The organism is Capnocytophaga gingivalis (assembly GCF_002302415.1).
Classification (GTDB): domain Bacteria; phylum Bacteroidota; class Bacteroidia; order Flavobacteriales; family Flavobacteriaceae; genus Capnocytophaga; species Capnocytophaga gingivalis.
Map to the genome: position 1 here is coordinate 2,639,231 of NZ_CP022386.1, position 19,761 is coordinate 2,658,991.

A 19,761-nucleotide genomic window follows, 5' to 3' on the forward strand; every position below is an offset into this window, starting at 1 on the left:
TTATTATCTCAGTTCATAGACTAATTAGTTTTCCTATTAATCCGCTGCAAAGATACTACATTTCCCCTTAAAAGTCAAGGAAAAACCTACTTAGGAGTAAGATTTACGCAATAAAAAAAGGTTGCCATTTTGGTAACCTTTTTTACTGAAATAGAGGATTAAAATTTGTAAGAGATAGAAATATTGACATTGCGGGGGGCTCCAGGGAAGGAACGTAGCTTGTCGTAGCCGCCTACCCAGTGGGTTTTGTTTAGGATGTTGTTGAGGTTCAGTTGGAACTGTATTTGGTTAATCTTGTAGTAGAGTACTGCATTCACCAGACCATAACCTGGGTATACGGTGGTATTGGCACGGCGACCTACTTGTCCATAGCGTTCGGTAACAAAGTTGTACCCAGCCCCAAAGCCTAAGTGCTTGAGAGGCCCTTCGGTGATGATATACTTTGTCCAGATATTCCCAGAGTGGCGAGGGGTTGAGGGGCGTTGCATATCGAAGTCCTTTTCGCTATTGGAAGCGGTCTTGGTGATACGGGCATCTATATAAGCATAGCTGGCTAAAATGTTCCAGTTGGGGGTGATTTCTCCTGCGAGGTCAAACTCGAATCCGTTGGACTCCTCTTCTCCGATCTGCATTCTTAGGTCAGGCTTACCAGGTACAGCAGGGGAAGCAGGGTAGAGGGAATTCTGCTGGATAATCTTAAAGGCAGAAGCAGTAGCACTCAGGCGCTTTTGGAACCAATCCGTCTTGACCCCTACCTCATAGAGCTCACTATAGACAGGGTCAAAGGGGCCTCCATAGCGGTCAGGGTCTGCCTGTATCGAAGCGGACTGAGGTTCAAAGCCTTTGAGCCAAGTAGAGTAAAAATTAATGTTGTCAGTAGCGGTCACTACCAAGCCTATACGGGGAATAAGAGCTTGTTGTTCTATCTTTTCCTCATTGTTTTCCTTATAGTTGGTATAGTCCACGAAGAACTCCTTACGAAGACCTAAGAGGACTTTTACCATGCTGATTTCCAATTGTTCTTGTAGATAAATCCCATGAGAGGTCTGTAGGGTGGGTTTGGTATTACCAGCGGTAAAGATGTATTTGTTGGTCTCTTTCATTACATTGCCAGCAGTAGGGTTGTTTAGGTCAAATACAGCCACATTGGTCAAAGGTTTGCCATTGGCATCCACTACATAGGTATTGATTTTAGCAGGGTCAAAGGTAGTGGTGGTTTTTCCATTTTTAAGCAAATAGCCTCCTGCGGTAAGCTGTGATGCTCCGGGGAGTAGTTCTACCTGAAAGTAGTCATAGCCAACCAAGAGGGTGTGTTTCAGGGCACCTGTGGTAAAGGTGTAGTTCAGGTAGTTATTAAAGCTATTGTTGCGGAAGGTACGCTCTCTGAGCAGTGCTTGCATAAGGATTTTGCTTTGATCTCCTGTGTTGATTTTATTTCCTTGTTGCATATAGTAGCTATTGGCTTGGTTATGCTCTCTGAGGTCTTCGCTATAGGAGGAATTCAGGTAGGTACTATTGAAGGAAAGATCTTCAGTGATCTTGTGAGTAAGCCCGAGGGTGATGTTCATTTGGGTTTCCCTGAGGAAGTCATTGGTGGCACTGAGAGATCGGGTAATAGGTACCGAGTAGAGGTCAGCATCACCGAAGATGGTCTGCCCACGGTCTACCTTACCATCCAAGCGTTGATAGCTTATATCCACATTGAATCGGGTCTTTTCGTTGGGGATAAAGGAAAAGGAAGGAGCAATGGTCAGGGTGTTGCGTCCTTGTAGATCACGATATCCATCAGTGGTTTCATAGCCAAGATTCAGGCGGTAGAGCAGGCTCTTGCTTTCGTTCAAGGGGGCCAGTGAAGTCGCCATAAGTCTTGAGCGTACCCCAGCTACCAGTATTTACTGAAATGGTATGTTGGCGCTCCAAGAGCGGTTTTTTAGTAACTCGGTTGATGATTCCCCCAGGCGCGGCATTGCCAAAAAGCGCTGCGGCGGGACCTTTGATGACTTCTACACGTTCCACATTGGCCAAGGACGAGGAAGACCAAAGGCTTGTTTGGGCACGCATTCCATTGAGGAGGTTACCCGAATTGCAGTTTCCTGTAGTTCGGAACCCACGGATACTAAAATCATTATAAGTGGTATATTGGCTTACTCCACTGATGTTCTTTACCACATCATTCACAGTGGAGGCACCTTGGTCGAGGATTACCTCCTTGGTTACATAATTGATTGTCTGAGGAATATCACGAATAGCGGTAGCTGTTTTGGTGCCTGAGAAGGAAGAGGTATTCTTGTAGGAGCTCTCTCTTCGTCCGATGATTTCCACCTCTTGCAGTTTTTGGGTTTCTTCCTGTAGGGCAATATCCAAGTGTGTGTGGCTGCCTGAGGGATTGGGAGTGACCTCGAAGGCCTTTTTGACAGTCTCATACTCGATGGAGCTAAAGATAAAAGTCTGTGAGCCAAGAGGCACACGATGAATCTCATAGAAGCCTTTTTTATTGGAAGACGCCCCTTTGGTAGTTCCTTCCAATATAACACTAACCCCTAAAAGAGGGCTCCCTTGTGTATCGGTAACACGTCCGCGTACCGTAATTGTCTCTTGGGCACATAGCGAAGGGATACAGCACAATAGCAATCCCCATAACAATAAATATTTGTACATAAATAATAATTTATTTAAACTAATTTTAAATAGTATTTTTCAGCGTGCAAAAATAATATATTCTCATGAATTGTAAGTTATAGGAAAGTTAATTAATCACTAATCATTAATAATTGATAATTAAATTCGTAATTTTGCATGTTTGTAAAGTGCTATTCGATGATAAAAATAAAAACAAAAGAACAGATAGAGATTATGTATGAGAGTGCACAAGTGGTCTCTCGTACCTTAGGGATGTTAGCCCGTGAGATAAAACCAGGGGTAACTACTTTGTATTTAGACAAGTTGGCTGAAGAATATATACGTTCGCAAGATGCCAAGCCTGGATTTTTGGGCTTATATGGTTTTCCCAATACTCTTTGTGTAAGTCCTAATGCACAGGTAGTGCATGGAATTCCTAACAACAAGCCTTTGCAGGAAGGAGATATCATCTCGGTGGACTGTGGAGCGCTGAAGAATGGCTATTATGGAGATCATGCCTATACCTTTGCAGTAGGAGAGGTGAGTCCAGAGGTAGCACAACTGCTGAAAGTAACCAAGGAATCACTTTATATAGGCATTCGTGAGTTTAGGCTCGGCAATAGGGTAGAGGATGTGGGCTATGCCATACAGACTTACTGTGAAAAACATGGCTATGGAGTAGTACGCGAGCTGGTAGGCCATGGGGTAGGTACCAAGATGCATGAAGACCCAGAGATGCCTAACTATGGAAGGCGAGGGCGCGGAAAGAAGTTTGTAGAAGGAATGGTAGTAGCCATAGAGCCTATGATCAATATGGGAACTAAGAACATCAACCAGCTGCGTGATGGATGGACGATTCTCACCCGTGATGGTAAGCCCTCAGCACACTTTGAGCACGATGTTGCCCTTGTAGATGGTAAGCCTAAATTGCTCTCTACCTTTAAGTATATTTATGAAGCCTTGGGGATAGAAAGCCACGAGGAGGACGAATTTTTGTATAAGTAATGCGCCTGATTAAGACCCTTCTCAATACAATCCCACGTCCGTGGCTGATCCGTGCCAGCTATTGGGTGAGGCCTCTTTTGGCATTTTACTATAAAGGGAGTCGCTATACGGATCCTATAGATGGACGTAGCTTCCGTCGTTTTCTGCCCTATGGTTATGGGAAGGTGCGTGAGGGGGTGCTCTCGCCCTCTACCTTATCACTGGAGCGCCACCGGTTGCTATGGCTGTATCTCAAGCGGAAAACCTCTTTCTTTTCAGCTCCGCTCAAGGTATTGCACATAGCCCCAGAACAGGCTTTTTATAAGCGCTTTAAGCGACAAGCCAACTTGGAGTATATCACTTCAGACCTTTACTCCCCTTTGGCTGATGTCAAAGCCGATATTTGCGCCTTGCCTTTTGAAGATGAATCCTTTGATGTGATACTTTGCAACCATGTCTTAGAACATATACCAGATGATACCCAAGCGATGCGAGAGCTCTACCGTGTACTCAAGAAGGGAGGTTGGGGAATCTTCCAAGTGCCCCAAGAGATAGAGCGAGCCGAGACCTTTGCCGATGATTCTATTACCGATGACAAGGAGCGGGCGCGTATTTTTGGTCAATATGACCATGTGCGGATCTATGGTATGGATTATTTTGACAAGTTGCGCAGTATAGGCTTTTCGGTGTTGCCCTTGCCATGCACGGAGGTAGCCTCTGCTGAAGAAATAGAAAAATACCGATTGGTAAAAAATGAAATACTCCCTATTTGCTCTAAGTAATAGGGAGTATTTTTTTAGGATTATTGTGTGTTATGCAAAGAAAACAATCAGTAACTGAGCGACCATGATACGCATGAAGGTTGTCAGAGGGTATACGCTGGCATAGGTCAGAGCCGGTACATCGGAGGCGGTGGAATCATTCGCAAAAGCCAAAGCAGGAGGGTCTGTGGAGGCGCCTGCCAAAAGTCCACAAGTCTCTAAATAATTGAGTTTTCCTCTCCAGCGAGAAATCCAAGCGGTGACCACAAGGGGTACTAAGGTAATGATCGCTCCTAACCCCATCCATAATAGTCCGTCCCCTTCGGTAATGGTTTTGATAAAGTTCTGTCCAGCACCCAAGCCAACACTGGCCAAGAAGAGGACAATCCCAATCTCACGTATCATTAGGTTTGCACTCTGGGATACATAGTGTGTTACCGAAAGGCGTCCGCCATAGCGGCTGATAAGGATAGCGACGATAAGAGGACCACCTGCTAAACCTAATTTGACAGGTACAGGAATACCTGGAATATTGAAAGGAATACTTCCTAAGAGTACCCCTAAGGTGATTCCTAAGAAGAGTTCAGCTATATGAGGGGTGCTTAGGCGCTTCTTTGAGTTACCAAATTCCTTGGTAGCAGTCTTTATGCGTTCTTCATCCCCTACGATGGTAATCGTATCCCCAAACTGTAATTTGGTATCAGGGGAGGCTACAAACTCAATACCAGCTCTGTATACACGCGTAACAGTGACTCCAAAACGCTCATATATGTTCATTTCAGAGAGTTTTTTGGTATAAGCCTCTTTTTGAGTAACATTGATACGGCGGGAAATAAATTTCTTTTCTTTGGCAGCTTCAGTGAAATATTCTTCAGTCTTGACGACAGCCCCAATGAGGTTATTGAGTTTTTCAGTATATTGCTTATCTACTACAAAGAGAATAATATCTCCTTTTTCTAGAATTATATGGTCATTAGCTAGGATTACTTCTCCGTTTTTTGAAATTCTTGAACAGATAAAGTTGAAATCCAATGTCTGGCGAATAGCATTTAGTTTTTTTCCGAAAAGTGCGGGATTTTCCAGTTGGAAAGCTATTCGCACTATGGTAGAATGTTCTCCTCTGTGCTTGAAACTATGTAGGCGTTTTTCAGCTTCTATATTGATTCTAAGAAAAGCTTTCATACCGAGCATGACAAGGATAATTCCCAATACCCCAAAAGGATAAGCCACAGCATAGCCAGTGGAGAGTACTGAGTCAGAAGCCGTAGGGGAGAGGTCACTTAGAGTAGCCTGAGCAGCTCCCAGTCCTGGGGTATTGGTTACCGCTCCGGACATAATCCCTACCATAGTAGGCATATCTATCCCTGTGAGGTAGTGGAGGGCAATGACAGTAAGCATACATAGCCCTACAGCCAGTACAGCCAAGGCATTGAACTTAATTCCTTCTCGCTGGAAAGAAGCAAAGAAACCAGGTCCTACTTGTAACCCAATGGTGTAAACAAACAGAATAAGGCCAAATTCCTTTACAAAATGCTGTACTTCACCATTCACAGTGAAGCCAAAATGAGAGGCTGCAATCCCAGCAAAGAGTACACAAGCAATACCGAAGGATACTCCTCCTATGCGTACCTTCCCAAGAGCTACCCCTACAGCAATGACTATACTGTAAATTATGACAGTATAGGCAACACTTTCGTGGTTGGTCATCAGATTAAAAAACCAGTCCATAAGATAGTTATTAGTTTTTGAGTTTTTAATTTAGAGTTTTGAGTTAACAATTGACAATTATTGTTAGTCTCCTTTCTCCTTAGAGAGGAATCCTTTGTCTAAGCTATTAACATCCAGTGCATTGGCGATAAGCTCTTCATTCTCATTACGTCTTCGGAAGATGTCGATGGCGGTATAGACAGCTTGTCGGAAGGAGCTTTCATCAGCTATGCCCCTGTCAGCAATAGCGTAAGCTGTGCCGTGATCAGGAGAGGTACGTATTTTGGAAAGTCCAGCGGTGAAGTTGACCCCCTTGCCAAAGGACATCATCTTGAAGGGGATCAGTCCTTGGTCATGATAAGGAGCTATAACCGCATCAAAGTGCTTGTAGTCAGATACAAAGAAGCTATCAGCACTATAAGTGCCAAATACTAAAATTCCCTCTTTGTAGAGCTTTTGTACCACAGGGTGAATGATTTTCTCCTCTTCATTGCCGATGACCCCTTGGTCGCCACAGTGAGGGTTGATACCCAATACTGCTATTTTGGGGCGAATAACTCCAAAATCCATACGTAAAGAGGCTTCCATCAAGCGGATTTTCTTCTCTACCAATTCCTGACTGAGGTTTTTTACGACATCCTTTAGAGGGAGATGATCGGTAAGTAAGCCTACACGAAGCTCATCGGAGACCATGAACATCAGGCTATCTCCTTCCAATTCCTGAGCCAAGTAGTCTGTATGGCCAGGGAAGTGAAAACTTTCGGATTGTATATTTTTCTTATTGATAGGAGCTGTAACCAGTACATCGACAACCCCTTCCTTCAGGGCAGCTACTGCTGCAGAAAGAGAGTCCAAGGCGCACTGACCACTCTCGGGAGTAGGAACCCCCAACTGAATGGGTGGTAGCTCCCGCCAGATATTCATGACATTGATTTTGTGATCGATAATGGAATTGAGGTGAACTATACCATTGTAAGTGAAATCAATCCCAAATTGTTTTTTTCCAAAGGCAATCACCTTGTTGGAAGCAAAGAGTACAGGTGTACAGAAGTCCAACATACGCTCATCGGCAAATGTCTTCATTACCACTTCCAAACCTACCCCATTGAGATCCCCTATGGAAACTCCTATACGAATATTTGTTTTTTCGCTCATTTTTTTGTTAATTTGCATCGTCTTTCAGCGCGTGCGTTTGAAGGTGCAAAAATACATAAAATTATTGAAAATGTTTACAGGAATTGTTGAAAAAATTGGTCGTGTGGCAAAAATTTCTCTTCAAGATAAAAATCGCCACTTTTTTATAGAGAGTGAGCTTGCTCCAGAGCTCAAGATAGACCAAAGTGTAGCTCATAACGGCGTGTGCCTGACAGTAGTAGGAATAGAAGGAAAAGTGTATGAGGTAGTAGCCATTGATGAAACCCTACAGAAAACTTCTTTAGGTACTTGGCAGGTAGGTGACAGGGTCAATCTCGAACGTGCTATGAAGCTCGGTGACCGCTTGGACGGACATATTGTACAAGGACATGTAGATCAGACAGGGCTTTGCCACTCCATAGAGGACGCTCAGGGGAGCCGAGTCTTTACCTTTCATTATGACCCGTCAGTAGGCAATATGACCATAGAGAAAGGTTCTATTACCGTCAATGGAGTGAGTCTGACGGTAGTAAATTCACAAAAAGGTGTTTTCTCAGTGGCAGTGATACCTTATACCTATGAGCATACTTCTTTCCATACTCTCAAGGTGGGGGACAAGGTCAATCTGGAATTTGATGTCATAGGCAAGTATGTCTTGGCCAAGGTTGGGGCTTTGGAACTTAAGATCTAACGATTATGAAAAGAATATCTATTAGTTTGTTTTTTCTGCTTTTCTCAGGGACTATGGTGGCACAAAATGGTTTTTTTATGGGCTTGGGAGTAGGAGCGGCGCTCCCTTTGGGAGACAATCAGCAGGCAGGGGTTATGCTAAACCCTATATCGTTGAGCCTACAGCTAGCAGATGAAGGGAGCTTTTTGGGACTTACCGCAGGCTTTTTAATGGCTACAAAAAGACAATATCCAGTCCACTATCAGCGAGACACAGGAGAGAAAAAATATGTCTATGACTATGCGAAAGGAACGTTTTCCTCCACTCCTATCTATGAACATTTTACCTCCGAGAAGAATAGCCTCTCAGGCGTATTTGTGCTTTTGGAATACTCTTATCCTTTCTTTGAAAATGACTACTATCACCTTGGCGCTTTGGCTTCTGTGGGAGGCTGTGGGGTAAGTTTCAATCCCAAGGATGAGGGACTAAAGGATAGAAAAGACTTGGATAAGAACGAGAAAACACGTATGGTCTTCGCCTTAGGTGTACAGAATACCTTTGAGCTGGAACGGCATATCGTACAACTGAGTCTCCAGTATTTTTTGCAGAACCCGACCCTCTCAGGAGTAACCCCCTCTCTTAAGGGTAATTATTTCCTGATGAGAGTAACCTTTTCAGGAGGATGGTGGTAGTAATTAAGGTAAAAAGTAAAAACGACTAATCACTAACAACTAATCCCTAAAACCTAAAAGAAATGACAAATAAAATTCCTCAAGAATGGAACGTTTACCGAAGCTGGCTTGACGATGATCCAGCGGTGTTCCGATTGAACTTAGCCCTTAATGAAGTAGCTCCTTTGGAAGGTTTTTCCTATTGCGTAAGGATTACAATAGAGCTAAAAAATCCTGACAAAAATGGCTTCTCTTCCGATGAAGAGCGTCCTACGATTTATGCCATAGAGGACCAAATACTACGCCCCTTGCAGTCAGATAAGGATATACTAGTGGCTGTGCTTACCGTGCAGGGAGAGGTTACTTGGTATTTCTATTCACAAGCACCTGAGGCACTGCAAGAACGCTTAAGCGCTACTTGGGATAGTGAGATAGGCTACACTTATCAGGTGGAGTCTTCCGAGGATAAGCCCTGGAATTTCTTTCTAAAAGGCTTGTACCCCAATATCTACGAAAAACAAATGATCTACAATCGGGAGATTCTTTCCGCATGCCAGCAACATGATGACCAAGTGGAGGTGCCACGCCCTATAGAGCATTGGCTTTATTTTGATACTGAGCAGGATATGCTTAACGCTATAGAAAAAGCAGCGACTTTAGCCTTTACCGTGTATAGTAGTGAAAAAGTAGTACCAGAAGAGGGCGAGGAGTCGCAAGAAGATTTAGGCTATTGTCTGATCCTCTCCAAGGAAAATACACCTGTGGATATAGATGGTGACACTTGGGATTTGATAGATATAGCCTTGGATACACACGGTGGTTATGACGGCTGGGAAACTATTTTGGTAACAGAAAAAACAAATTGAACATGAAAAAAATAATTTATACTATAGTTGCCTTATGCTTGGCAAGTTGCAACTTTTTTTCTAAATCATCTTCCTCTGATTCGGACGAGCTAATAGAACCGCCGATTGTAGCAGGGGATTATTCGCAAGAAGATGATGGTTATCCGAATGTGGATATAGAGCCTGATTATAGCCCCAATATTCCCGATGGGGTGAGTGATATTACCTTCAAAAGAGAGAAAGGGGAGGCTATCCTTATGGGGGATACTATTGCTACCTATGATAAAAAAGGGAAATTCTTGGAGTATCGCATGGATCTGGATCGGAAGTTTGTTACAATCAAGGCTATTTCGGAGCTAATGTATAATGATACTCAAGAATATTGTAATGAGTATCATTTTGTAAAGGCTGAATTGCCCAATGGAGAACCCCTTATTTTGGATGGAAGGCGTGCCTATAAGCTCTTAGAGAAGCCTTTTGAAAAAGTATTTGGCGCTTCACAGGCAATTCGGATTTATCGAACAGAATATTATGGACAACCTATCTTTACAGATGAGCTTACAGGCTGTGGCTCTCCTTTTGACCCTGTAGTATTGGTCTCCATAGATGGCTTCAAGGGCTTGGTTACTTTGGAGAAAAATGATATCGCTCATCAGGTATTTAATTATGATCATTCTTCAAGGGAAAAAGTAGATTTTTTAGAATTTTGTAATGACGAAGGTTGCGGAGAGAAAGTACTTAATGCAGCACTAACTTCTGATGGAATCGTGCTTAAAATGCATAGAAATTTCCAAGAAGGCTATACTAATTACAAGATACTTTTGACCAAAGAAGAACAAGGGTATAAGGCTACTTACTTGGACTACCCAGAGCCCTCCTATGAGGAATAAAATATAAGTATATCCTAATCAATGCATCAAGATACTAAACAAAAAAAGCTCCAGCAGCATAAGAACCTTGCCTTAGGACTTTTACTACTAATGTTAGCCCTCTATATAACAGCTGTTATCTGTCAGCGTAAAGCACCTCAGTGGAGTTGGGTCGGCTATCTAAAGGCTTTTTCGGAGGCAGCTATGGTAGGAGCACTCGCAGACTGGTTTGCCGTGGTAGCACTCTTTCGCCGACCTATGGGGCTGAATATCCCACATACCAACCTTATAGAGGAGAGAAAGAACGATATAGGGGAGAACTTAGGAGCCTTTGTAGTAGAAAACTTTCTTTCCTCAGGCCAAGTACGCCCTTATATCATCAAAATAAAACCTTCCTCTTTTCTCTTGGAATGGCTCTCTAAGGAGCGTACCCTCACTCAGCTAACAACTTTTCTCGAAAGTTATCCCCTGCATACCAAAGTAAGTGCCCTCTTGGAGCAGTTTCTTGAGGAACATAAGCATGAGGGGATGCTCACCGAGGGGCTTAAGAAGGTGGCTATCTATCTTGATACCCATCGAAAGACTCTGGAGCGAGAGATAGATGATCAGTTTCCCCTCCTTGTTCCTGCCTTTATCCGAGAGGCTATCGCCCAGAAGGTTGCCGAGGGGCTCTATCAGTATATACTGAAGATGGCACAAGATACCACTCATCCTATCCGAGCAGAAATTACTCAGGAACTTTACCGTTTTGTCCAACAGCTTGATACTCCCCAATGGCAGGGACAACTCACCAGATTGCTGCACAAAGGAATCTCTCACCTCACCGAGGAGCTACGAGCCAATACCACCTTACAATCTCAGATAGATACTTGGGTGCAGAAGGCAGCCTATCAGTTTGTACTAAGAAACAAACAAGAAGTAGGACATCTCATTTCAGCTACGGTAGCACAATGGGAGGGCAAAGAGTTGAGTGAAAAATTGGAATTGGAGGTAGGCAAAGACCTCCAGTTCATCCGTGTTAATGGTACTTTAGTAGGCGGGGCAGTAGGGCTTATTATTTACTTTATTACACAACTTTTCTAAAAGCTAAATTTTGACTATCTTTGCACCCTGAAAATAAGGTACTATATGAATTTTGAATTACAGACTACAGATACCACCACCAAGGCACGTGCAGGACGTATTACCACAGATCATGGTGTGATAGAAACTCCTATCTTTATGCCAGTAGGGACAGTGGCTTCTGTCAAGGGAGTACAACAGCGTGAACTTACCGAGGATATCAATGCAGATATTATTTTAGGAAATACCTACCATCTCTACTTGCGTCCTACTACTTCTATACTGGAGCAGGCAGGAGGTTTGCATAAGTTTATGCATTGGGATAGAAATATCCTTACCGATAGTGGAGGGTATCAAGTATATTCTTTTTCCAGTACTCGAAAGATAAAAGAAGAAGGAGTGCGTTTCAAAAGCCATATCGATGGTTCCTATCATTTCTTTTCTCCAGAAAAATCCATGGAGATCCAGCGCAGTATAGGAGCTGATATTATTATGGCCTTTGACGAGTGTACCCCTTACCCTTGCGAATATGGGTATGCCAAGCGCTCTATGCATATGACCCATCGCTGGTTAGACCGTTGTATTGCCTATTTGGGAGAGAATGCTCCTAAGTACGGATATAATCAATCTTTGTTTCCTATCGTTCAGGGTTCTGTATATCCAGATTTGCGCAAAATCTCCGCTGAGTATATAGCTTCTAAGGGGGCTGATGGCAATGCTATCGGGGGGCTTTCGGTAGGAGAGCCTGCTGAGAAGATGTATGAGATTACCGAGATTGTCTGTGATATACTCCCCAAGGACAAGCCTCGCTACCTCATGGGAGTAGGAACCCCTATTAATATATTGGAGAATATTGCCTTGGGAGTGGATATGATGGACTGTGTAATGCCTACTCGCAATGCGCGTAACGGGATGCTCTTCACCGCTCATGGAACTATTAATATCAAGAATAAAAAATGGGAAAATGACTTTTCCCCCATCGATGAGAATGGCTATACCTTTGTAGATACTTACTATACCAAAGCTTACTTGCGCCATCTCTTCGCTGCTGAGGAATCTTTGGGCAAGCAGATAGCCTCCATTCACAACTTGGGCTTCTACCTCTGGCTGGTGCGTGAGGCGAGACGACATATCATGGAAGGAGATTTCTCCCAGTGGAAAGACCAAATGGTCAGACAAATGAACAACCGCTTATAAAATAGCGAAATTTGATAAGGAATGAAAATAATTGACCGATACATACTCAAGCGCTATTTCTTAACCTATTCGGCGCTCTTTCTGATGTTTATCCCCATTGGTATTTTGGTGGATTATGCGGAGAAGAACCAGAAGATGACGGACAACCATGCCCCCACCGAGGCGATTATCAAGTATTACGCCAACTTTGTGGTGCATTTTGCCAATATCCTTTTTCCTATTTTTCTCTTTCTTTCGGTGATATGGTTCACCTCCAAGCTAGCCGAAAAAACGGAGATTGTAGCCATGCTCAGTTCGGGAATTTCCTACAACCGATTCCTCAGACCTTACTTCTATGGAGCGACAATACTCTCGGTCTTTGTACTGGTGATGGGGATGTTCGTGGTACCTTATTCCAGTGGAGTGTACAATGAGTTCTATGGCACTTATCTTTCTAAGGATCTTTATAGCAAAGGGAGTCGATTATACAATCAGGTGAATAAGAATGAGTATATCTATGTCAGTAGTTTCGATGCCAATACAAACCAAGGGGCGAACTTTGTCTTGGAGCGTTTCGATGGGCTGAGGATGACCGATAAGATTACTGCCAATTCCATAGAGTGGGTGCAGAATGATAGTGTAAAGACCTATCGCCTCTATAACTATACTCATCGCAAGGTAGGAGACTGGAATGATATCTATGAGAAGGTGTATCAGAAGGATACTCTCTTGAACTTCAAGACCACAGACTTACTCCCGATAGAGTATGCCGCCGAGACTAAAAATTTCTTTGAACTGAACAAGTTTATTGCTGAGGAGCGTCAAAAGGGGTCTCCTAATATCCGCATTTATGAGCTGGTATATTATCGTCGCTGGGCAGCTATCTTTAACGTATTTATATTAACCATTATAGGAGTAGCGGTTTCATCGGTCAAGAAAAGAGGAGGTATGGGAGTCAATTTAGCCTTTGGAGTACTTATCGGATTTTCCTATGTCTTTTTCGAACGTATCTTTGGAATCATGGCCGAAAAGTCAGGGATTACCCCCCTTATGGCGGTGATTATACCCAATGCTATGTTCGCCCTATTGGCAGTGTATATGATACGAAAATCAAGGAGGTAACCTATGAAAAACTATGTGCTATTTCTTGTAAGTATCTTATGTACTTCGTGTTTGGTTTCGCGAATGGCAAGACCTATCATCACAGGTCGGGTGCTGGATTACCAAGGAAATCCTATAGAAAAGTGTCAAGTAGGAGAGGTCTTTACCGATAAGAAAGGATATTTTAGACTTCCGGAGAAAAGGTATCACGAATTTACCTTTATCGGATTTGAAGCACCGCCAGTCTATATAAGTGAAGAGGTTAAAAAGGAAGGTTACGAGCCTGATGTGATTGTTATGATGAGTCGTTATGGAGGTGGAAATCGCAGGGGAACCCTTTGGCCTGCAAACGATATTTATCTAAAGCGTATAGGAGAAAAAATAACCTTAAAAGAAGTATTAGACAATACAGAGAGAGAAGTCATCTATACAAAAGAGGGGCAGCTTATGGGCTTTCTTTGTACAGATACAGGAGATATTCCGGCTACACTCAGGCTAAATGATAGGTGGAAAATGTTTGATAGTATAAAAAAAGCAGTATATTATCAGCAGCGAAGGGCATACTATGTGGCAACTAAGATGCTTTTTGATAAAGGAGAATTGTGTTTTTCAGAATATTTGGATGATGAAATGATTCGAGACACTACTTATTACGGGAGGTATGAATTTCTTTCCGATAGTATTGTGCAGATAGAAATGAATCATCCTAAGATAAAAAGAAAATATCGCGCGGAGGATTTTGATAGATATTTTTTCAGTCTCCAACCGATAGAATAAAGAATATAACGTATAAATATATAAAAAATGAATTTATTACAAGGAAAGACCGCGATTGTTACCGGAGGTAGCCGTGGTATAGGGGCTGGGATCGTAAAAGCCTTTATAGAACAAGGAGCCAATGTAGCTTTTACTTTCTATGGAACAGCACCTGAAGAAGCAGAAGCAGAGATACAAGAACTAAAAGACAAAGGAGTTAAAATAAAGTCTTATCAGAGCAATGCTGCTGATTTTGAGGCTTGTGAAGCCTTAGTGAACCAAGTGTTGGAGGATTTTGGAGGAATTGATATATTGGTCAATAATGCCGGAATTACCAAAGACAACCTACTGATGCGTATGAGTGAGGCTGATTTTGATAAAGTTATAGCCGTGAACCTCAAGTCTATTTTTAATATGACCAAGGCGGTACAGAAGGTATTCCTCAAGCAGCGCAGTGGTAATATTATCAATATGAGCAGTGTAGTAGGCGTACAAGGAAATGCTGGTCAGGCCAACTATGCCGCTTCTAAGGCAGGGATCTTAGGCTTTACCAAATCAATAGCTTTGGAATTGGGTTCTCGCAATATTCGTTGTAATGCCATAGCCCCTGGTTTTATAGAAACGGAAATGACAGCTAAGCTTGCTCCAGAGGTAGTACAAGGCTGGCGTGATTCTATCCCTCTTAAGAGAGGCGGAACTGCCGAGGATATAGCCAATGCTTGTGTGTTTTTAGCCTCAGATATGAGTTCCTATATCACAGGACAAGTACTGAGAATAGATGGAGGAATGATTACAGCATAAGGGAAAATAAGATTACTGGTATGAGTTACAAGCTCATACCAGTTTGCGGTTTTTTAACAGCCGTGTTAATAACTTTGTTTTGTCAATCGCAAAAATAGCCGTACTTTTACCCTCTGAAAAAAGAACAAGATATTATGGGCAAAATCATAGCTATAGCCAACCAAAAAGGAGGGGTGGGTAAGACTACTTCCTCTATCAATTTAGCGGCTGCCTTGGGTGTTTTGGAAAAGAAAGTACTCCTAATAGATGCCGATCCACAGGCCAATGCTACCTCTGGATTAGGGATAGAGGTAGAAGGAGTAGAGCGAGGAACCTACGATGTATTGGAGCATTCTGCTACAGCAGAAAGTGCCATACTTCCTACCTCTTCGCCCAATTTAGATCTGATAGCCGCACATATTGACTTGGTAGCTATCGAGATAGAACTGGTCGATAAGTCCCGCCGTGAGTATAAGCTCAAGGAGGCTCTCGCACCTATCAAAGACAGATATGATTATATTATTATAGACTGTGCTCCTTCCTTAGGACTGCTAACCCTCAATGCACTTACCGCTGCGGATTCGGTGATTATCCCTATCCAATGTGAGTATTTTGCCTTGGAGGGCTTAGGAAAGCTTCTCAATACAATCAAGAGTGTACAGAAGCTCCATAATCCAGCATTGGATATAGAAGGTCTCTTGCTCACGATGTATGATTCGCGCTTGCGCCTATCGAACCAAGTGGTCGAAGAGGTACAAAAGCACTTTAGTGAAATGGTCTTTGAGACTGTTATCCAGAGGAACATACGCTTGAGTGAGGCTCCCAGCTTCGGGGAAACAATTATTAGCTACGATGCAGCAAGCAAAGGAGCTGCGAACTATATCAGCTTAGCTGAAGAAATTATTAAAAAGAATACCAAGGCATAGCATGGCAAAATCCAATAAAACACAACGATTGGGAAGAGGATTAGGAGCATTGCTCCCTTCCGAAGATATACAATCAGCTACCGATGCACATGCAGAGAAGCTCATTGGCAATATCTTAGAGCTTCCCCTAGATCAGATTACAGAAAACCCCTACCAGCCCCGAACAGTCTTCAGTGAGGAAGCCCTTGAGGAATTGGCTTCTTCTATCAGGGAATTGGGGGTTATTCAGCCTATTACCGTACGAAAGATAGCCACAGATAAGTATGAGCTTATCTCCGGAGAAAGACGCTGGCGAGCCTCCAAAATAGCCGGACTTACTGCCATCCCTGCCTTTATCCGTATAGCCAATGATGAGGAATCTCTCATGATGGCATTGGTGGAGAATATACAGCGACAGGACTTAGACCCTATAGAGGTGGCTCTGAGCTATAACCGTATGATAGAGGAGCTTAGCCTTACTCAAGAGCAGATGAGCGAAAGGGTAGGGAAGAAGCGCTCTACGATCACCAACTACTTGCGCTTGCTCAAGCTTGACCCCATTATACAGACAGGGATACGTGATGGCTTTATCTCCATGGGGCATGGACGTGCCTTGATCAATATAGAAGATAAAGAAGAGCAACTGGAACTATACAACCGTATCATAGCCCAAGACCTTTCAGTACGCGATACTGAACAGGCAGTACAACAGCTTAAAAATCCTCAAAAGGTAGCTGTCATTACTCCAAAACAATCCAAAGAGACTACAGCCTCCCTTCCTCCCTTGGTGGCAGCGAAGGTCGATGGGTTGCGCCAACGCTTTGGCAAGCACTTATCGGTGAAAATGGATAAAACAGGTAAAGGAAAAATAGAAATTCCTTTTCAAACAGAAGAAGAATTTGAACGCATACAAAAAATATTACACGGTGAGGCTTAGTTTTTGGATAGTAATAGCATTTCTTTTGACAGCAAAGTCTTGGTCACAGTCCGACACTCTTTCTGTAAAGATGAAGGATACCATAGTGGCCGCCAAGGCTATTGTTCCTAAGACATGGAATACAGATCCCCTCTCCCCAGCCAAAGCTGCTTTCTACTCAGCTATATTGCCAGGCTTAGGTCAGGCTTATAACAAAAGCTATTGGAAGATTCCTATTGTGTATTTGGCTATAGGGATTCCTACCTATTTGTATTTCAAGAATGATAATGAGTTGCAGCGATATCGTACAGCTTACAAACAGCGCTTGGATGGGCGTACCGACGATGAGTTCTATCAAGGACGTACCGACGGAAATCCACGCCTGAGTACCGATGCTCTACGTCGTGCTCAAGACCTATATCAGAGAAACAAAGAGATGGCCATGCTCTTTGCTATAGGCTTTTATGCACTGAATATCATAGAAGCTAATGTAGATGCCCACCTCAAGCAATTCAATGTAGATGAAAATCTGGCCATAGAGCCCTTTATGCAGCAGGATATTTACCGTGTTTCCTATGTAGGACTTTCTTTTACTTATAATTTCTAAGAACACTATATAACACAAACTTTAAATAAAAATCGAAGAAATGAAAAAGGTAGTATTTGCTTTTGTTCTTTTATTTTCTTTTTCCCTACAAGCACAAGTAAGAAAGGTGCAATTACAGATGAAACCTGCCTTTATAGCTCCCAAGGAATTGGATTTTCCTAAAGAGGATTTGGACTATGCTTTTGAAAAAATCCGCCTTCAGAGACAAAGATGGTATAGCTTCAATTCTTTTGGCCTTAATATGAGTGAGGCAGCATACTCCAACTGGAATGCCGGTGGGGTCAATTCTGTATCTTTCCTTGCCGATGTGAAGCTCCGTCGCCGCTATGTTGTAGAAAAATACTTTTGGGATAATGAACTCACTGCCAACTATGGAGTGAATATCCAAACAGGAGAGCAACTGAGAAAGACCGATGACCAGATATCTCTTTCTTCGTCCTATGGTTATCGTACTGGATTCAGAGATTGGTACTATTCGGGCAAAATCACTTTCAATACCCAGTTCAGCGATGGGTATGACTATCCTAAAAAGCCCGATGCGGATCCTATCTCTCGTTTTATGGCGCCAGGATACTTGTACTTAGGGGTCGGTTTCGAATATGCTCCAGAGAAGACAAAGCTAACACTCTTTATCTCTCCTCTTACTATGAAGGCTACCTTTGTAATGGATCAGAAATTGGCCGATAAGGGTTCTTTCGGTTTGGATCCTGCCGAGTATGATCCTGCCGGTAACTTGCTAAAACATGCCAAACAGCAGGTGGTGGAAGTAGGTTTCCTATTCTCAGGAAAGCATACGGTCGATCTATACGAAAATGTACAGATGACCAACCAATTCTCTTTCTATACACAATATGATAAAAGTTTTGGCAACATAGATGTAGACTGGCAACTTGCTGTAGATATGAAGATCAATAACTATCTACAAGCACGTGTGGGTACTCACTTGAAGTATGATGATGATATCAAGTTCAAAGAAGAGATACTCCCCAATGGTACAAAACACCTCTATGGAGCACGTGTTCAGTTCAAACAGATATTGGGGGTAGGACTCAAGTATACCTTCTAAAGCATAAACAGATCACTGGCAATACCATCGGAGAGAAACAATCCTTTCTCAGAGGTGATGATATGCCCATTGTGATATACCAATAAGCCTTTCTCTATATAGGGAAGGGCTTCTTTTTTTAAATAATTTAGAAAGAACTCCCCAAAGTCCCTTTCGATAGCCTCTGTAGAGATGCCCTTTTGTATCCTAAGCCCCGTCATGATACGCTCATTATAACGATCTTTCAGAGAAAGTGTTTCCCTTTCCTGAGGCAATATCCCTTGAGAAATTTGTTCTATATACTTGATATTGTGAGAGATATTCCACATGCGCTCTTCTCCTGTATAGCTATGAGCAGAAGGGCCTATGCCTATATAGGGTTTTTGTTCCCAATAGGCGGTATTATTGCGACTGAAATAGCCTTCTTTGCCAAAATTGGAGAGTTCATAATGGATAAACCCCTTGGCTTCTAAGAGGTCTTTTAGTAAGTAAAAATGCTCTTTGGCTTGCCCATCATTGGTAGGGGGGATTTTTCCTTTTTTGATAAACTGATAGAGGGCTGTTCGGGGCTCTACGGTAAGGGCATAAGCCGAGAGGTGAGGAATCCCAAAGGAAAGTGCTTGGAGGATATTCTCCTTCCAGCGAGCAAGTGTCATACCAGGAATCCCATAGATAAGGTCAAGTGTTATATTGTCAAAATATTGTACAGCCTGAGCAATAAAATCCTTAGCTTGCTCAGCCGTATGTGCTCTATTCATCAAAAGAAGATCCTCCTCAAAGAAAGATTGTACTCCGATACTTAACCGATTGATACCTAATTCTTTTAATAACTCTAAGGAGAGTTCACTCTTAGGGGTAGAGAAATCGTCCGGATTGACTTCCATAGTAATTTCTGCCCCCAAAGCTATGCGGTAATGCTTGTGAATGGTAGAAAAAATCTCCTGAAGTTCTACAGAGGTAAGTACTGAGGGGGTTCCTCCACCAAAATAGATGGTCTGCAAGGGCGTAGAGGCTTCAACTCTCCTTAGCTCCAATTCCTTACACAATGCCTTGACCATCTGAGGTTTTCGCTTGAGGGTTGTGGAGAAGTGAAAATCGCAATAATGGCAAGCCTGTCGGCAAAAAGGGATATGTATATAGAGACTATACATTC

18 protein-coding genes and 1 pseudogene are annotated in these 19,761 nt (G+C 42.8%); 15 read left to right on the top strand and 4 right to left on the bottom strand.

The genetic code is table 11. The annotated features are described in order from the left end of the window. Positions 1 to 158: 158 nt before the first annotated feature. Positions 159 to 2,658: pseudogene (locus CGC50_RS12645) on the bottom strand (TonB-dependent receptor domain-containing protein). Between the two features lie 159 nt (positions 2,659 to 2,817). Here CGC50_RS12645 and map point away from each other — a divergent pair. Both map and CGC50_RS12655 read left to right on the top strand, forming a co-directional pair. After that, the gene (gene map / locus CGC50_RS12650) at positions 2,818 to 3,624 is read left to right on the top strand and encodes a type I methionyl aminopeptidase (RefSeq protein ID WP_002667697.1); all 807 of its coding nucleotides are present in this window, start codon (positions 2,818 to 2,820) and stop codon (positions 3,622 to 3,624) included. After that, positions 3,624 to 4,385, top strand: a complete 762-nt coding sequence (locus CGC50_RS12655; RefSeq protein WP_095911092.1) for a class I SAM-dependent methyltransferase — start codon at positions 3,624 to 3,626, stop codon at positions 4,383 to 4,385. Before map ends, CGC50_RS12655 begins: the two co-directional genes overlap by 1 nt. 30 nt (positions 4,386 to 4,415) lie before the next feature. On the opposite strand, the gene CGC50_RS12660 is transcribed toward CGC50_RS12655, so the two are convergent. Both CGC50_RS12660 and pdxA read right to left on the bottom strand, forming a co-directional pair. Next, on the bottom strand, positions 4,416 to 6,092 hold the full coding sequence (locus CGC50_RS12660; protein WP_095911093.1) for a putative transporter: 1,677 nt from the start codon (positions 6,090 to 6,092) through the stop codon (positions 4,416 to 4,418). A 63-nt stretch (positions 6,093 to 6,155) separates the two neighbouring features. Then, positions 6,156 to 7,226 (bottom strand): 4-hydroxythreonine-4-phosphate dehydrogenase PdxA, encoded by a 1,071-nt coding sequence (gene pdxA / locus CGC50_RS12665; RefSeq protein ID WP_198541613.1) that lies wholly within the window; start codon positions 7,224 to 7,226, stop codon positions 6,156 to 6,158. A gap of 70 nt (positions 7,227 to 7,296) precedes the next feature. Here pdxA and CGC50_RS12670 point away from each other — a divergent pair, with 70 nt between their 5' ends. The 13 genes from CGC50_RS12670 to CGC50_RS12730 all read left to right on the top strand — a co-directional run bounded on the left by CGC50_RS12670 (position 7,297) and on the right by CGC50_RS12730 (position 18,629). Then, positions 7,297 to 7,896: a riboflavin synthase gene (locus CGC50_RS12670; protein WP_095911095.1), complete on the top strand. Its 600-nt coding sequence runs from the start codon at positions 7,297 to 7,299 to the stop codon at positions 7,894 to 7,896. A gap of 5 nt (positions 7,897 to 7,901) precedes the next feature. Beyond that, positions 7,902 to 8,567 carry a hypothetical protein gene (locus CGC50_RS12675; RefSeq protein WP_095911096.1) on the top strand — a complete coding sequence of 222 codons (666 nt, stop codon included), beginning with the start codon at positions 7,902 to 7,904 and terminating at the stop codon, positions 8,565 to 8,567. A 62-nt stretch (positions 8,568 to 8,629) separates the two neighbouring features. Next, positions 8,630 to 9,412 carry a DUF695 domain-containing protein gene (locus tag CGC50_RS12680; RefSeq protein WP_095911097.1) on the top strand — a complete coding sequence of 261 codons (783 nt, stop codon included), beginning with the start codon at positions 8,630 to 8,632 and terminating at the stop codon, positions 9,410 to 9,412. Between the two features lie 2 nt (positions 9,413 to 9,414). Then, positions 9,415 to 10,281, top strand: a complete 867-nt coding sequence (locus tag CGC50_RS12685; protein WP_095911098.1) for a hypothetical protein — start codon at positions 9,415 to 9,417, stop codon at positions 10,279 to 10,281. Between the two features lie 21 nt (positions 10,282 to 10,302). Further along, positions 10,303 to 11,343: a DUF445 domain-containing protein gene (locus CGC50_RS12690; RefSeq protein ID WP_095911099.1), complete on the top strand. Its 1,041-nt coding sequence runs from the start codon at positions 10,303 to 10,305 to the stop codon at positions 11,341 to 11,343. Between the two features lie 45 nt (positions 11,344 to 11,388). After that, complete coding sequence (tgt, locus tag CGC50_RS12695) at positions 11,389 to 12,519, top strand: tRNA guanosine(34) transglycosylase Tgt (protein ID WP_002667787.1); 1,131 nt, start codon at positions 11,389 to 11,391, stop codon at positions 12,517 to 12,519. Positions 12,520 to 12,540: 21 nt separating this feature from the next. Beyond that, a complete protein-coding gene (locus tag CGC50_RS12700; RefSeq protein ID WP_095911100.1) occupies positions 12,541 to 13,620 on the top strand; it encodes an LptF/LptG family permease in 1,080 nt (359 codons plus the stop codon). A 63-nt stretch (positions 13,621 to 13,683) separates the two neighbouring features. Further along, positions 13,684 to 14,376: a carboxypeptidase-like regulatory domain-containing protein gene (locus CGC50_RS12705; protein ID WP_095911101.1), complete on the top strand. Its 693-nt coding sequence runs from the start codon at positions 13,684 to 13,686 to the stop codon at positions 14,374 to 14,376. A 27-nt stretch (positions 14,377 to 14,403) separates the two neighbouring features. Further along, positions 14,404 to 15,156, top strand: a complete 753-nt coding sequence (gene fabG / locus CGC50_RS12710) for a 3-oxoacyl-[acyl-carrier-protein] reductase (protein WP_095911102.1) — start codon at positions 14,404 to 14,406, stop codon at positions 15,154 to 15,156. 134 nt (positions 15,157 to 15,290) lie between these two features. Then, entirely contained in the window at positions 15,291 to 16,061 is a 771-nt protein-coding gene (locus CGC50_RS12715; protein ID WP_095911103.1) for a ParA family protein, read from the top strand. A 1-nt stretch (position 16,062) separates the two neighbouring features. Further along, positions 16,063 to 16,977, top strand: a complete 915-nt coding sequence (locus CGC50_RS12720) for a ParB/RepB/Spo0J family partition protein (RefSeq protein ID WP_002667734.1) — start codon at positions 16,063 to 16,065, stop codon at positions 16,975 to 16,977. Next, entirely contained in the window at positions 16,967 to 17,563 is a 597-nt protein-coding gene (locus tag CGC50_RS12725) for a DUF5683 domain-containing protein (RefSeq protein ID WP_095911104.1), read from the top strand. The genes CGC50_RS12720 and CGC50_RS12725 overlap by 11 nt, the downstream gene beginning before the upstream one ends. Positions 17,564 to 17,603: 40 nt before the next feature. Beyond that, a complete protein-coding gene (locus tag CGC50_RS12730; RefSeq protein ID WP_095911105.1) occupies positions 17,604 to 18,629 on the top strand; it encodes a DUF3078 domain-containing protein in 1,026 nt (341 codons plus the stop codon). Here the strand turns inward: CGC50_RS12730 and hemW are convergent. Next, positions 18,626 to 19,759 carry a radical SAM family heme chaperone HemW gene (gene hemW / locus CGC50_RS12735; protein ID WP_095911106.1) on the bottom strand — a complete coding sequence of 378 codons (1,134 nt, stop codon included), beginning with the start codon at positions 19,757 to 19,759 and terminating at the stop codon, positions 18,626 to 18,628. The genes CGC50_RS12730 and hemW overlap by 4 nt on opposite strands. Between the last annotated feature and the right edge of the window lie 2 nt (positions 19,760 to 19,761).

Bases quoted from the DNA above. Each gene is read 5' to 3' on its own strand.
- CGC50_RS12675 (WP_095911096.1), top strand. From the start codon at position 7,902: ATGAAAAGAATATCTATTAGTTTGTTTTTTCTGCTTTTCTCAGGGACT.
- CGC50_RS12720 (WP_002667734.1), top strand. From the start codon at position 16,063: ATGGCAAAATCCAATAAAACACAACGATTGGGAAGAGGATTAGGAGCA.
- CGC50_RS12680 (WP_095911097.1), top strand. From the start codon at position 8,630: ATGACAAATAAAATTCCTCAAGAATGGAACGTTTACCGAAGCTGGCTT.
- CGC50_RS12705 (WP_095911101.1), top strand. From the start codon at position 13,684: ATGGCAAGACCTATCATCACAGGTCGGGTGCTGGATTACCAAGGAAAT.
- CGC50_RS12655 (WP_095911092.1), top strand. From the start codon at position 3,624: ATGCGCCTGATTAAGACCCTTCTCAATACAATCCCACGTCCGTGGCTG.
- map (WP_002667697.1), top strand. From the start codon at position 2,818: ATGATAAAAATAAAAACAAAAGAACAGATAGAGATTATGTATGAGAGT.
- CGC50_RS12715 (WP_095911103.1), top strand. From the start codon at position 15,291: ATGGGCAAAATCATAGCTATAGCCAACCAAAAAGGAGGGGTGGGTAAG.
- CGC50_RS12670 (WP_095911095.1), top strand. From the start codon at position 7,297: ATGTTTACAGGAATTGTTGAAAAAATTGGTCGTGTGGCAAAAATTTCT.
- tgt (WP_002667787.1), top strand. From the start codon at position 11,389: ATGAATTTTGAATTACAGACTACAGATACCACCACCAAGGCACGTGCA.
- pdxA (WP_198541613.1), bottom strand. From the start codon at position 7,226: ATGAGCGAAAAAACAAATATTCGTATAGGAGTTTCCATAGGGGATCTC.
- CGC50_RS12685 (WP_095911098.1), top strand. From the start codon at position 9,415: ATGAAAAAAATAATTTATACTATAGTTGCCTTATGCTTGGCAAGTTGC.
- CGC50_RS12690 (WP_095911099.1), top strand. From the start codon at position 10,303: ATGCATCAAGATACTAAACAAAAAAAGCTCCAGCAGCATAAGAACCTT.
- CGC50_RS12700 (WP_095911100.1), top strand. From the start codon at position 12,541: ATGAAAATAATTGACCGATACATACTCAAGCGCTATTTCTTAACCTAT.
- fabG (WP_095911102.1), top strand. From the start codon at position 14,404: ATGAATTTATTACAAGGAAAGACCGCGATTGTTACCGGAGGTAGCCGT.
- hemW (WP_095911106.1), bottom strand. From the start codon at position 19,759: ATGTATAGTCTCTATATACATATCCCTTTTTGCCGACAGGCTTGCCAT.
- CGC50_RS12730 (WP_095911105.1), top strand. From the start codon at position 17,604: ATGAAAAAGGTAGTATTTGCTTTTGTTCTTTTATTTTCTTTTTCCCTA.
- CGC50_RS12660 (WP_095911093.1), bottom strand. From the start codon at position 6,092: ATGGACTGGTTTTTTAATCTGATGACCAACCACGAAAGTGTTGCCTAT.